Source organism: Paraburkholderia aromaticivorans (assembly GCF_002278075.1).
GTDB lineage: Bacteria > Pseudomonadota > Gammaproteobacteria > Burkholderiales > Burkholderiaceae > Paraburkholderia > Paraburkholderia aromaticivorans.
On the sequence record NZ_CP022989.1, the window covers coordinates 3,515,253 to 3,528,614 of the forward strand.

The 13,362-nt window shown below is 65.1% G+C and carries 10 protein-coding genes; 2 read left to right on the forward strand and 8 right to left on the reverse strand.

Annotation, left to right across the window (positions count from 1 at the left end):
• Positions 1-83: 83 nt before the first annotated feature.
• Positions 84-1,106, reverse strand: coding sequence for a zinc-binding alcohol dehydrogenase family protein (locus tag CJU94_RS15860; RefSeq protein ID WP_095419502.1), 1,023 nt, complete (start codon positions 1,104-1,106; stop codon positions 84-86).
• A gap of 164 nt (positions 1,107-1,270) precedes the next feature.
• Here CJU94_RS15860 and CJU94_RS15865 point away from each other — a divergent pair, with 164 nt between their 5' ends.
• A complete protein-coding gene (locus CJU94_RS15865; RefSeq protein ID WP_095419503.1) occupies positions 1,271-2,224 on the forward strand; it encodes a LysR family transcriptional regulator in 954 nt (317 codons plus the stop codon).
• A 404-nt stretch (positions 2,225-2,628) separates the two neighbouring features.
• On the opposite strand, the gene CJU94_RS15875 is transcribed toward CJU94_RS15865, so the two are convergent.
• The 4 genes from CJU94_RS15875 to CJU94_RS15890 all read right to left on the reverse strand — a co-directional run bounded on the left by CJU94_RS15875 (position 2,629) and on the right by CJU94_RS15890 (position 8,606).
• Complete coding sequence (locus tag CJU94_RS15875; RefSeq protein ID WP_095419504.1) at positions 2,629-2,931, reverse strand: hypothetical protein; 303 nt, start codon at positions 2,929-2,931, stop codon at positions 2,629-2,631.
• Between the two features lie 58 nt (positions 2,932-2,989).
• Positions 2,990-6,163, reverse strand: a complete 3,174-nt coding sequence (gene ligD, locus CJU94_RS15880) for a DNA ligase D (protein ID WP_095419505.1) — start codon at positions 6,161-6,163, stop codon at positions 2,990-2,992.
• 43 nt (positions 6,164-6,206) lie between these two features.
• A complete protein-coding gene (gene ku, locus CJU94_RS15885) occupies positions 6,207-7,220 on the reverse strand; it encodes a non-homologous end joining protein Ku (RefSeq protein ID WP_095419506.1) in 1,014 nt (337 codons plus the stop codon).
• Between the two features lie 132 nt (positions 7,221-7,352).
• Positions 7,353-8,606, reverse strand: coding sequence for a cytochrome P450 (locus CJU94_RS15890; RefSeq protein ID WP_095419507.1), 1,254 nt, complete (start codon positions 8,604-8,606; stop codon positions 7,353-7,355).
• 307 nt (positions 8,607-8,913) lie between these two features.
• Here CJU94_RS15890 and serB point away from each other — a divergent pair, with 307 nt between their 5' ends.
• Positions 8,914-9,753 (forward strand): phosphoserine phosphatase SerB, encoded by an 840-nt coding sequence (gene serB / locus CJU94_RS15895; protein WP_095420391.1) that lies wholly within the window; start codon positions 8,914-8,916, stop codon positions 9,751-9,753.
• Positions 9,754-10,088: 335 nt separating this feature from the next.
• Here serB and CJU94_RS15900 read toward each other — a convergent pair whose 3' ends face one another.
• The 3 genes from CJU94_RS15900 to bktB all read right to left on the reverse strand — a co-directional run bounded on the left by CJU94_RS15900 (position 10,089) and on the right by bktB (position 13,312).
• Complete coding sequence (locus CJU94_RS15900; RefSeq protein ID WP_095419508.1) at positions 10,089-11,273, reverse strand: cystathionine beta-lyase; 1,185 nt, start codon at positions 11,271-11,273, stop codon at positions 10,089-10,091.
• Positions 11,274-11,428: 155 nt separating this feature from the next.
• Positions 11,429-12,082: a hypothetical protein gene (locus tag CJU94_RS15905; protein ID WP_095419509.1), complete on the reverse strand. Its 654-nt coding sequence runs from the start codon at positions 12,080-12,082 to the stop codon at positions 11,429-11,431.
• A gap of 45 nt (positions 12,083-12,127) precedes the next feature.
• On the reverse strand, positions 12,128-13,312 hold the full coding sequence (bktB, locus tag CJU94_RS15910; RefSeq protein ID WP_095419510.1) for a beta-ketothiolase BktB: 1,185 nt from the start codon (positions 13,310-13,312) through the stop codon (positions 12,128-12,130).
• Positions 13,313-13,362: the final 50 nt, after the last annotated feature.

A 13,362-nucleotide genomic window follows, 5' to 3' on the forward strand; every position in this document is an offset into this window, starting at 1 on the left:
ATCAAATGAAAACAGCCGGCGCGCATGGCTGCGACGCCGGCTGTGATGATCAACTGTGTTCGGTCAGGCGCAGCGCGGCGGGCTTAACCTGCAAAACCCGTCAGCACCAGCTTGCCGATCGCCCGCCCTTCTTCGAGCAGTTGATGCGCGCGACGCAGATTCGTCGCGTTGATGGTGCCGAGATCCTGACCGACGGTGGTGCGCAACGTGCCCGCGTCGACGAGACGCGCGACTTCGGTCAGCAGCTTGTGTTGCTCGATCATGTCGGGCGTGCCGAACATCGAACGCGTGAACATGAATTCCCAGTGGAACGCGGCGCTCTTCGCCTTCAACAGTTCGACCGGCACCGGCTGGCTGTTTTCCACGATCGTGCAGATGCCGCCTCGCGGCTTGATGACCTCGGCTGCCGCGGGGAAGTTTTTGTCGGTGTCGTTGAACATCAGCACGTAATCGACCTCGTCGATCCCGAGCTTTTTCAGTTGCGCGGGCATGTCGCCGAAGTGATCGACGATATGATCCGCGCCCAGTTCCGTGGCCCATTTGGCCGATGCGGGCCGCGATGCGGTCGCGATCACCTTCAGCTTCGCGAGTTGCTTCGCCAGTTGAATACCGATCGAACCGACGCCGCCCGCTCCGCCGATGATCAGCACGGTGCGCCCTTCGTCCGCGCCTTGCGGCGACACGCCGAGGCGGTCGAACAAGGCTTCCCAGGCGGTGATCGCGGTGAGCGGCAGCGCGGCCGCGTGCGTGAAGTCGAGCGACGCCGGTTTGCGCCCGACGATCCGCTCGTCGACCAGGTGGAACTCGCTATTGGCGCCGGGCCGCGTGATGCTGCCCGCGTAAAACACCGGATCGCCGACCTTGAACAGCGTCACGTCCGGCCCGACCGCGACCACCGTGCCCGCCGCGTCCCAGCCGAGTATGCGCGGCGCCTGTTCGACCTTGTCCTTCGGCGCGCGCACTTTGGTGTCGACCGGATTGACGGAAATGGCCTCGACCTTGACCAGCAGATCTCGACCGGTGGCTTCGGGTTTCGGGATGTCCACGTCGACCAAGGCTTCGGCTTGGTCGATCGGCAAATAACGATAGAGACCGACGGCTTTCATACATGCTCCTGTGCATTCAGACGAGATTGGAGGATCGCCATCCTGGCGCGGCGGCTGTCGCGCCGCCCGTCAGGGTCTTCGATCCCATTGGCATCATCGTAAGGCGCTTCTCATTCTTTCAAAACCGCGATAATGACTGAAACATCTTTTTGAAATTCAGAACAATGAATCTTCCTGCTCGACCTTCACGCGGCCAGTCCGGAGAGCGGGAGCGGCTCGATCTGCTCGACGTCGCCCTGTTCGTGCGCGCGGCCCTGCTGGCCAATGTGTCGGCGGCCGGACGCGAATTCGGCTTGTCGGCGGCAGTGGCCAGTTCGCGCATCGCGCAGCTGGAAAAGCTGCTCGGCGCGCGTTTGCTGCACCGGACCACCCGCCGCATCAGCCTCACGCAGGACGGCGAGGTCTTCATGACGCGCGCCGAAGCCCTGCTCGACGCGGCCGCCGCCGCACGCGCCTCGGTTGGCCGCGCGCAGGCGGAGCCGCAGGGCCGCTTGCGGGTTTCCATGCCGTCGTCGTTCGGGCGGCAGCACGTCTCGCCGGTGATCAGCGAATTTCTACGCCGTTATCCCGGCGTGAGCGTCGATCTGCGATTGACGGATCAGGTGATCGATCTCGTCGATGCGGGTATCGACGTGGCGATTCGCGTCGGCGTTCTCAAAGATTCGTCGCTGGTGGCGCGGCGCCTTGCGGTGAATCGACGGGTGCTGTGCGCGGCGCCCGCATACCTTGCCGCGCGCGGCACGCCGCATCATCCCTCGGACCTCGCGGCGCACGAATGCGTGATTCTGTCGGACCAGCGCGACTGGGCCTTCGAGACGCCCGCCGGCGCGCTCGAAGTGCGCGTGAGCGGACGTCTCGTCACGGACAACGGCGAAGTGATTCGCGACGCCCTGCTTTCCGGTTTCGGTATCGCGCTCAAATCGACGTGGGACGTCGCGCCGTTGCTGCGCAGCGGCCAACTGGTCAGCGTGCTGGACAGCTATCCGCTCGCCGAGCGCGTGGCTATCTGGGCGGTATATCCGAGCCGTTCGTTCGTGCCGCCGAAGACGCTCGCCTTTATCGAATTCCTGGCCACTCATTTCGGCGATCCGCCATACTGGGACAGAGAGCCGGGTTGAGCGGCATGGAGGCCGGCTCGGGACAGGCGCGGGTTATTTTGGTGGGCAGCCGTGCATGTGCATGCGCCCGTCCATTGTGCTGTCGTGCTGTCGTGCTGTCGTGCTGTCGTGCTGTCGTGCTGTCGTGCTGTCGTGCTGTCGTGCTGTCGTGCGCTCATGGCGCAGTCCCGCTGCGCAGCATTGCCTCTGTCCCACTGCGCCGCCGAGCCGTTGTGCCGTTGTGCCGTTGTGCCGTTGTGCCGTTGTGCCGTTGTGCCGTTGTGCCGTTGTGCCGTTGTGCCGTTGTGCCGTTGTGCCGTCGTGCCGTCGTGCCGTCGTGCCGTCGTGCCGTCGTGCCCTCGTGCCCGCGTGCCCGCGTGCCTCTCGCGGTCTCGTGCCTCTTTGGGTCTCGCGCCCTCGCGCCGTCAATGCTTGCCGCGCCCGCCGCCGGCTGTCTTGCCATCGGAGTTGACGTCCGTCTGCGCGTCGTTCTGCGTCTTTTCCTGATACTCGCCGCCGCCGCGCCGATCGGTATCTTTCAGCCCGCGTTCGAGGTCGCTGTGCGCCTGCTTGCCGACATGGCGCGGGCTGTCCTCGTGCTGCGATTCCGGGTTCTGGTCGGTTTCATGCGGCAGCGGCGCGGCGGCTTCCTGCATCGATCGAGGATGCTTTTCGGCATGCGGGTCGGCCTGCTTGTCGCCGTCCGAGGATTGCGGTGAGGTCTTCATGATGTGCTCCTTGTCCCTTTGAATCATTTCGCTTTGAATCAGGTTGGCTGAATCGCACTTACCGTGCGCCGTCCAGGCGTTTCTTCATGGCGGCGGTAATGCGCTGGCGCGTCTTTGCATAGTCCGCCCACGGGTCGCTCTTGAGGTCGGCGAGGCGTTCGTGCAGATTCTCGATGGTCCATTGATCGCCGCCCGTGGTGGCGGCGACTTCGTCCCACGTCAGCGGCACCGATACGCCCAGGCCCGGCCGCGCACGCGCCGAGAACGCGGCGACCGTACTCGAACCGCGGTTGTTGCGCAGGTAGTCGACGAAAATTTTCTGCTTGCGATTCTGCGCGCCCATCTTCGCGCTGAAGTACTTGGGCAGCGTCGCCGCCATGTGCTGCGCGACGGCTTGCGAAAAATCCTTCACTTCGTCCCAGCCGGCCTGTTTCGCGAGCGGCACGACCACGTGCAGGCCCTTGCCGCCGCTCGTCTTGCAGAACGACGTGAGGCCGAGTTCTTCGAGCAGCGAACGGGTCATTTGCGCGGCCTCGATCATGCGCTCCCAGCCAAGCGACGCGTCGGGGTCGAGGTCGAACACCATGCGGTCCGGCTTTTCGATGTTCGACACAACCGCGTTCCACGTGTGAAATTCGACGGTGCCCATCTGCGCGGCGCCGACCAGCGCCTTGAGCGTGTCGACGGTGATCAGCGGCGGATGACCCGGATCGAGGTCGGGATGCTGGGTCACGTTCGGAATCGACAGCTTCTGGCTGTGCTTCTGGAAGAACAATTCACCGCCGATGTCCTCCGGTGCGCGCACCAGCGACACCGGGCGATCCTGCAGATGCGGCAGCATCCAGTCGGCGACCGCTTCGTAGTACTGCACGAGAGCGATCTTGCGCGTGCCGCTGCTTGAGTCCATGACGCGCTCGGGGTGGGAGATGCGCACGCCCGCGACTTCAGCGGGAATCTGTGTGGCGTTTGATTTTGTCGCTGCGTTTTGCGTGGTGGCAGAGGCTTGGGTGGCCGTGGATTTGGTGGCCATGGATTTGCTGGCCATGGATTTGCTGGCGGCCGTTTTTTTTGTGCCGGTAGCTTCGGCGCTGATGGCTTTTTTTGCGCTAGTGGCTTTTGCGCTAGTGGCTTTTGCGCTAGTCGCTTTGGCACTGGTCGCTTTGGCGCTGGTAGCTTTGGCACCGGTGGCATTGGCGCTAGTAGCCTTGGCACTAGTAGCTTCAGCGCCGGCGGTGGCCTTGCCGCTCGCGCTTTTTGCGCCCGCTGCCTTACTGGCCGCCGTTCCCGCCGTGCTCGCTGCCCCCGCTTCTTCCGCCCCAGCCCCAGCCGCAGCGCTCCCGGAAGTTTTCCGCGCCCCGCGCTTCTTCGGCGGGTCGTCGGACAAAGAATCGGTTTGCTGTTGCACGTCGGCTCCCTGGCGAGGTGTTTCCTTGACGATCTGACGCGCCGGCTTGTCGTTGCGCAGACTCACGAACGACGCCTGACGCACGATGCCGTCGCTCGTCCATTCCGCGAAATTGCATTCGGCGACGAGCACCGGTTCGACCCAATGCACCGGCGTGCGGCTGCGCTCGCGCGGCGCGGCCGCGAACGGCATGTGCCGGCTCTCGTGCGCGTCGAGCTCCTGCTTCACCGAGCGCAACAGCGCCGCGTCGAAACCGGTGCCCACCCGCCCCGCGTACTGCAATTGGCCGTTGCCGTCGTAGACACCGAGCAGCAGCGCACCGAATGCCGCGCGGCTGCCGGACGGTTCCGAATAGCCGCCGATCACGAACTCCTGGCGTCGGCGGCACTTCAGCTTGATCCATGCGGACGAGCGTCCCGACATGTAGCCGCTATCGCGACGCTTGCCGATGATGCCTTCCAGCGCCATGTCGCATGCGCTCCTGAGCAGGTGGTCGGCGCTGAAGTCGAAGTGGTTCGAGAAGCGCAACACGCTGTCGTCGACCTCTTCCAGCAGCGCGCGCAGAATCGCGCGGCGCTGTTCGAGCGGCACGCCGCGCAAGTCGTAGCCGTTCAGAAAAGGTATGTCGAACAGGTAGATCACAATGTCCTGCGGACGGTTCGAATCGAAAGCGTTTTGCAGCGCCTGAAAATTCGGAACGCCGTTCGGGTCCAGCACGACGGCTTCGCCATCGAGCCACGCGCTGTCGATCTCGAGTTGTTCGAACGCCTTGACCTTTTTGCTGAACTTCGCGGTCCAGTCATTGCCGGCGCGGGTGAACACCTTGACCGGGTTTCCCCGCGTCGTCCTGTCGATTCGGACCAGCACGCGATAACCGTCGAACTTGATTTCATACGACCAATCGGCGCCGGGAGGCGCGGTGTCGACGAGCGTCGCCAGTTGCGGTTTGAACGTCGCGGGCAAGCGGGCCGGCACCGCACCCTCGATGGCGGGCGAAGCGGCGAGTTCGCGCAGCGACTGCGCGCTGCGAGTCACGACGATATCGGCTCGCGCGGGGTCGGCACGGTTCGGTGAAGCGCGCTTCGCGCCGGGCTTGCCGGCTCGTTTCGACTGGGACGCCGCGTCCGGGTCCGTGCTGGCTTGCGCAGGCGCGACAGCTTTGCGCACCGCCTTTCCGGTCGTGCGGCTGGCTGTGACGGTCCTCGACGTTCTCGCGCCTTTGCCCGCCGGGGCGCTGCCGTCGAGCACACTGCCCGGGCGCTTCTTCAATATGTCGTACTCGCTCTCGGCGCGCGCCTCGTCGTCGCGCTCCTTGATGAGCAGCCATTGCTCCTTGTCGCCGCTGCCGCGCATATGGCTGCGCACTAGCGTCCAGCCGCCGTGCAGCTTGTCGCCGTGCAACAGGAACTTGAGTTTGCCGGCCGCGTAGGCGCGCGCCGCCTCCGCCGCCCCGCCAACCGGTTCCCACGTGCCGCGGTCCCACACGATCACGCTGCCCGCGCCGTAATTGCCCGGTGGAATCTCCCCTTCGAAGGAACCGTATTCGACCGGATGGTCCTCGACATGCACCGCAAGCCGTTTCACCGACGGGTCCAGGCTCGGCCCCTTCGGCACCGCCCATGACAGCAGCGTGCCGTTCAGTTCGAGCCGGAAGTCGTAGTGCAAACGGCGCGCGTCATGCTCCTGAATCACGTAGGAGAGCGCCTCGGCGGATGCCCGTGCGGTCGTCTTCCGGCTGCCCTGTTTGCGGCTCGCGCGCGCGCCCGAGGGCTCCGGCGTTTCGTCGAAGCGGCGTTTGCGGTTGTAGGTGTCGAGTCGGTCGTTCATGGCGATGGCGTCGTCGCAAGTGGCTCATGCGCACGGCGCACCATCATGCGGCCGCGCGACGTTTGCGCGCCGCCGGCGTCGATGCCGGCTTGGCACCCGCACGGCCGCCCGCGCCGCTGCGACTGCCCGCGGTGGTACTCGCGGCGCGCGTTGCGCGCGGCTTCTTGCGGGCCGCAGGCGCAGCCTCGGCTTCGCCTTCGGCGTCGTCATCCGCGCCATCATCGGCTGCGCGCTTGCGCCCGCCCGAGGCCGGCTTGCCCTTGCCGCGTCCCAAGCTGCGTTTGAGCAGATCGGATAGATCGAGAATATCGGCGGATTGACGCGACTCGTGGGGCGCTTCGACTTCGGTGATTTCCTCGGTCTTGCCCGCGCGAATCTTGCGATCGACCAACGCCATGATGTCATCGCGGAAGGTGTCGTGATACTGCGCCGGATCCCACTTGTCGCTCATGTCGTCGATCAGCTTCTTCGCCATGTCGAGTTCGCGCGCCGACACGCCCGCGGTTTTCATGCCCTCGGGCGGCAGCTTGAATTCGTCGAAGTCGCGCACTTCCGCAGCCCAGCGCAGCGTGTTCAACGCGAGCACCGGACCGAGCGGAATCAACGCCGCGAGATGCTGTTTGTTGTGCAGCACGACGCTCGCCACGCCGATTTTGCCCGTGGCCTTCATGGCTTCGCGCAGCAGCGCGTAGACCTTCTCGCCCTTGCGGTCGGGCGTCAGGAAATACGGCGTGTCGAGAAACAGAAACGAAATGTCGAGCGCGTCGACGAACGCGAGGATATCGACCGTTTGCGTCGACTCGGGGTTCGCCGCGCGGATCTCGTCGTCCGAGAGCACGACGTACTTGTCCTTTTCATACTCGAAGCCGCGCACGATGTTATCGCGCGTCACGTCCTTGCCGGTGCGCTTGTTGATCTGCTTGTAGCCGACCGGATCGATCGTGCGCTTGTCCAGCAGATTGAAGCCGACCTTCTCCGACTGCGTGGCCGGATACAACTGCACCGGGACGTGAACGAGCCCGAAGCTGATTGCGCCCTTCCAGATCATGTGTGCCATCGTGCGCTCCCGTGGGCCTGGGACCTGAAGCGAAGCAGCAAGCATGCCACGGGTCCTCGGCCAGAGCCGGCAGGCGCCACCGTCCGGGCGCCTTCGCACAAGTTTGTAAGTCTTGCGTCAGCGCGGCAAAAGCTACGCCGTTCGGGCCTGTGCGGGTGCAAGCTCGACCGGCACCTCGGCGAAGCCCCGAAACCGCACGCGCCCGCCGCGGGTCGGTTCGCCATCCAGCCGGTACGCCGGAAAGCGCTGGACGAAGCGGCCAATCGCGATGCGCGCCTCGAGCCGCGCGAGCGACAACCCGGCGCACTGGTGAATGCCGAAGCCGAACGCCAGATGCCGGTTCGGATCACGGCGGATGTCGAAGCGGTCCGGATCAGCGAACTGCTCCGGATCGCGATTGGCCGCGCCGATGCACAGCGTCACCGGCGTGCCGCGCACGAGCGCGACGCCGCCGATCTCGGTATCAACGGTCGCCATGCGGTTGCCCAGCTGGTTCGAGCTCTCGAACCGCAGACATTCCTCCACCGCCGTTTCGATCAGCGACGGCTCGTGCAGCAGCGCCGCGCGCTGTTCCGGCCATTGCGTCAGTGTGACGAGTCCGTTGCCGATCAGATTGGTCGTCGTCTCATGGCCGGCGTTCAGAATGAAAATGCAGTTTTGCAGCAACTCCGCTTCGGACAATTGCTCGCCGCCTTCTTCGCCCTGGATCAAACGCGTGAGGACGTCGTGCTGCGGATCGCCCGGCTCGCGGCGGCGGCGCGCGACCAGATCGCGCAGATAGTCGACGAATTCGCTCACCGCCCGATTGCCCCGTTCGAGCTGCGCCTCGGTGAGCGAAGGCTCGAGCGCGCCGAGTATCGCGAGCGACCAGTCACGCAACGGTTCGCGCTCCGCGTGCGGCACGTCCAGCAGATTGCCGATGATCTCGACCGGAATCGCCGAGGCAAACTCGCCGATCAGATCGATCCGGCCGCGTTCGGCGGCGGCATCGAGCAAGCCGTCGACGAGGCGCACCAGCCCCGGCTCCATCGCCGCGATGGCGCGCGCCGTCAGCGCACCGGCGATCAGCTTGCGCACGCGCGTATGGCGAGGTGGATCGTTGAAGACGAGACTCGTCGTGTGATGCGCGTAGAGCGGCGAGTCGCCGTATTTCGGCTTGAACTCGACGGTCTTGTCCGAGCTGAAGGTCTTCGGATCACGGTAGACCGCCTGCACGTCGCGAAACCGCGTCAGAAACAGCGAACCGTCCGGCATGCGCTTGACCGGCTCGTGCGCGCGCAAGGCGTGATAGACCGGATAGGGATCGGCATAGAAGGCGGGATTCAGGTGGCGCAGATCGAAGTCGCGCGCAAGAATGGATGCGTCGCTGGCGGTCGCCGGGGTCATGCGTTGTCTCCGTAGTGGTGCGCCCCTTCAAGGGTGCCGCTGCGTCAGTTGCCGCGCTTTGCACGCCATCTGGCGTGGATGCGTCGGCCGGTGCGCGCAGTGGCTGTGGGGCGTCGTTCGCTGCGCCAGTATGAACCGCGCGCCGCAGGTTTGCACGGCGCAGTGCGAAGATGCTGCCGCCCCGGCGGCGTCCGCGGCGTCCGCGGCGGATCTCGAGCGGCGATGCCGAGCGGCGAACCGTTACAATAGCGGGATTTTCCGCGCGCGCCGCGCGTGCGTCCTTTCCTGCGTCACTGCGTCGTCGTCCATGAACCTCGTCATTCAAAGCCCCGCGCCCCTTTCCGCCGATCATCACAAAACGCTCGTCGCGCTCGCGCGCGGTTCGCACGCCAGCGTCATCGACGCCAACGCGATTCGCATTGCCGACGCAAGCGTCGCCCAGCGCGCCGACCTCGAGGTCTATTGCGGCACCCATCAGCTCGACTATGCGTTTGTCGAAGCCGGCCGCGAGCTGCGCGACTTCGCGCTGGTCGCGATGGATATGGATTCGACGCTGATCACGATTGAATGTATCGACGAGATCGCCGACTTCTGCGGACTGAAAGCGGAAGTGTCGGCGATCACCGAGGCCGCGATGCGTGGCGAAATCAAGGACTTCAACGAAAGCCTGACGCGCCGCGTGGCGTTGCTAAAAGGTCTCGACGCGAGCGCGCTCGAACGGGTGTACGAAGAGCGGCTGCAACTCTCGCCGGGCGCCGAGCAGATGCTGGCCGGCGCGAAGGCGGCCGGACTGAAAACACTGCTGGTGTCGGGCGGATTCACGTTCTTCACCGAAAAGCTGAGGGCGCGTCTCGGTCTCGATTTCACGCGCGCGAACACGCTTGAAATCGCGGACGGCAAACTGACCGGCAAGGTGATCGGCGAGATCGTCAACGCCGATGTGAAAGCGCGCACGCTACGCGAAACATGTACGCAATTGGGCATTGAACCGGGCCGCTCGATTGCCATGGGCGATGGCTCGAACGACCTGAAGATGATGGCCGAGGCCGGTCTCTCCGTTGCGTTCCGCGCAAAGCCTGTGGTGCGCGAGGCGGCAAGCGTGGCGTTCAATCATGTCGGACTTGACGGCTTGCTGCGTCTGTTTTAATGCCGAGTTTTGATGCCGGCGTTTTAATGCCGGGTTGATGCGCTGGCCGGCGCTGGCAGCGGCGCTATTTTTTCAGCTTGTCTGTTGTGAAAGCCACCATCATGCTAATCGCATCCAGGCTTGCGATGCTCGCACTCGCTGTGACGCCCCTGCCGGCAATGGCTCATCATGGTGAGCAAACCGTTAGCCGGAATGCACACCATCGTGGAGCCGACATCTCAGGCCGACCATTCGGCCGAATGGTTAGGCTTACTGGCTATCTTGACAACAAAAAAGCCCACCAGAAACACATCCCAGTGGGCTCGCTCATTCTACGAAAAACGTCGGCCGGATTTCTAACCTAGCGCCGCCAGCGACTGCTCCATATCCGCGCGCAAATCCGCCTCGGTTTCGAGGCCGATGTAGAACCGCACCAGCGTGCCGCGATGCGGCCATTGTCCCGCCGTGCGCATCGACGCGACGTCGTACGGCATGACGAGACTGTGCGCGCCGCCCCAGCTCCAGCCGATCGAGAACAGTTCGAGCGACTCGCAGAACGTGTCGATCTGCGCCGGGCTGTAGCGGCCGTCGAACACGACGGAAAAGAGCCCACCGGCACCCGTAAAGTCGCGCTTGAAAAACTCGTGCCCCGGACAGTCCGACAGCGCCGGGTGCAACACAGCGGCGATTTCCGGCCGCGTCTTCAGCCACCTGGCCAAGCCGAGCGCGGCGCGGTCATGCTGCTCGAAACGCAACTGCATGGTCGGCAGGCTGCGCAGAATCAGCGAGCAGTCGTCCGATGAGACCCCGATGCCCATGCGCATACGCGCCGCCTTCAGCTTCAGATGCAGTTCGCGATCGACGGTAATGGTCGCGCCCATCAGCACGTCGCCACCGCCCGACTGATACTTGGTCAACGCCTGCACCGAGATATCGACGCCGTGCTCGAATGGCCGGAAGCCGAGCCCCGCGGACCACGTATTGTCGATCGCCGTGACGACGTTGCGTGCGCGCGCCACGGCGGTGATGGCGGGCACGTCGGCCACTTCCATCGTCACGGAGCCGGGCGCTTCGAGCCAGATGAGACGCGTATTCGGCCGGATCAGATCGGCGATGCCCGCGCCGATCATCGGATCGTAATAGCGCACGGTGATGCCGAAATCGCGCGCCAGCCAGTCGCCGTGATCGCGGTTCGGCGAATAGACGTTGTCGGGAATCAGCACGTCGTCGCCCGCCTTGACGAGGCCGAAATACACATTCGAAATCGACGACAACCCCGACGGCTGCAACAACGCGTGATTGCCGCCCTCGATGGTGGCGAGGCGCTGAGCCAGTGCGAGCGAAGTCGGCGTGGCATGCAGGCCATAGCGCCATTGAGCGTCGTTCTTCCAGTCGAGCGCGCGCATGGTCGCGAGATCGGGGAACACGACCGTCGAAGCCCGCATGACCGGCATAGAGAACGATTCGAAGCCCGGCGTGAGCTGGTCTTCGGCACGCACGATACGGGTTTGCAGATCGCGTTTGTGTTTGGATTGGGTCATGGTGAGTTTCGGTGAAAAGCGCACGAAAACGGCGTGCACGAGATTTCAGGGCGCGCGCGGCACACGCAAGCGTAGCCGAACCGGGCGGATTTCGCTCATGCGCCGGCGCCCGCGCAAGGGCCGTGCGCGCCGCGCGAACCTGCGCGGCTAATGGTTCACTCGCCGGTTTGCAGGTTGCTGACTCCGCCCACGGCGTGCCCGCCAGCGGCGGCTGCCGCAGCCGAAACCGGAGCCGGAGCCGTGGCGGCGCCCGCGGACGACTGGGCCGCAGCCTTGTTGGCCGCGCTCGCCGGCGCACCGGGCGGCGGCACCGCTTGCCCTGCCGCCAGTGGCTTCAGATCGAATGGTTGCGGATCGGAGTCGTCGACGTTCATGCGATCGCCCGCCACCGAACCGTCCGCCGCGAACTTGCCGACCCAGTTGCCGGTGATGTGGGTGCCGTCATTCGATTCTTCGACTTCGAGCGTGTCGCCGTCGCGGTCGCCTGCGATCAGGATCACTGCGCCGTTGTCCGTGTATTGATACTCGCCGTGCACGCCGGCCGGATCGTCGGATTTCGGGCCGAGCTTGAGCACGATCTGACGCGAGCCCAGCATGCCGGCGTAGCGCGGGAACTTCGCGAATTCGGGACTGGGCTTGAGCGGCAACTGGATCGGCGGAGGGGCCGCCAACTCCTTCACCGCGTCGCTTTCCGCCCATGCCTGCGCGGGCACCACCACCGCCGCGCCCGCACACAGCACTGCGGCAACGGTGGCGACCGCCCAACCGCGCCGACGCACCGCACCCCTCATCGCTTTCAGTTCCCGCATCCGTTCCTTCCTCATGGCTCGATACTGCCTGCTACGTACAGCGCTTCAGATCCGCTCGAAGATCGCCGCAATACCCTGGCCGCCGCCGATGCACATCGTCACCAGCGCATAGCGGCCACCGATCCGCTGCAGTTCATACAGCGCCTTGACGGTGATGAGCGCACCGGTCGCGCCGATCGGGTGGCCGAGCGAAATGCCCGAACCATTCGGATTGACCTTGGCGGGATCGAAGCCCAACTCCTTGCTGACCGCGCAGGCCTGCGCGGCGAACGCTTCGTTCGCCTCGATCACGTCGAGGTCGGCGACCGTCAGCCCGGCGCGCTCGAGCGCGCGGCGGGTAGCCGGCACCGGGCCGATGCCCATATACGCGGGATCGACACCCGCATGCGCGTACGACACCAGCCGCGCCAGCGGCTTGATGCCGCGCTGTTCGGCAACGCTGCGCTCCATCAGCACGACGGCCGCGGCGGCGTCGTTGATACCCGACGCGTTGCCGGCCGTCACCGTGCCGTTTTCCTTCACGAACACGGGCTTGAGCTTGGAGAAGTCGTCCGCCGACGCGTTCATGCGCGCATGCTCGTCCGTGTCGAATACCACGTCGCCTTTTTTCGACGGAATCGTGATCGGCAGGATCTGTTCCTTGAAGTACCCACTCGTGATCGCTTTGGCCGCGCGGCGATGCGATTCGAGGGCGAGCGCGTCCTGCGCTTCACGCGAGATGTCGTACTTGCGCGCGACGTTCTCGGCGGTCACGCCCATATGGATCGACTGGAACGGATCGTTCAGCGCGCCGACCATCATGTCGACGAGGCGCGCGTCGCCCATGCGCTGACCGAAACGCGCGGCGGGCATGGAGTAAGGCGCGCGGCTCATATTCTCCGCGCCGCCGCCGATCGCGATGTCGGCGTCGCCGAGCAGCACGCTTTGCGCGGCCGAGACGATGGCCTGCAGGCCCGAGCCGCACAGCCGGTTCACGGTCAAGGCCGGCGCGTGTTGCGCGACGCCGCCGTTGATCGCGGCTACGCGCGCCAGATACATGTCTTTCGGTTCGGTATGCACGACGTTGCCGAACACCACGTGGCCGACTTCGTCGCCCGACACGCCGGCGCGCGTCAGCGCTTCACGCACCACGCGTGCGCCGAGATCGGTCGGCGAAAAATCCTTCAGACTGCCGCCGAAAGCGCCAATTGCCGTACGCACACCGCTCACCACCACCACGTCTCGTTGCATCGCTCGCTCCTTCTCTAGTCTCTCAAGATGATTTTGCCTCGGCGGCCCGC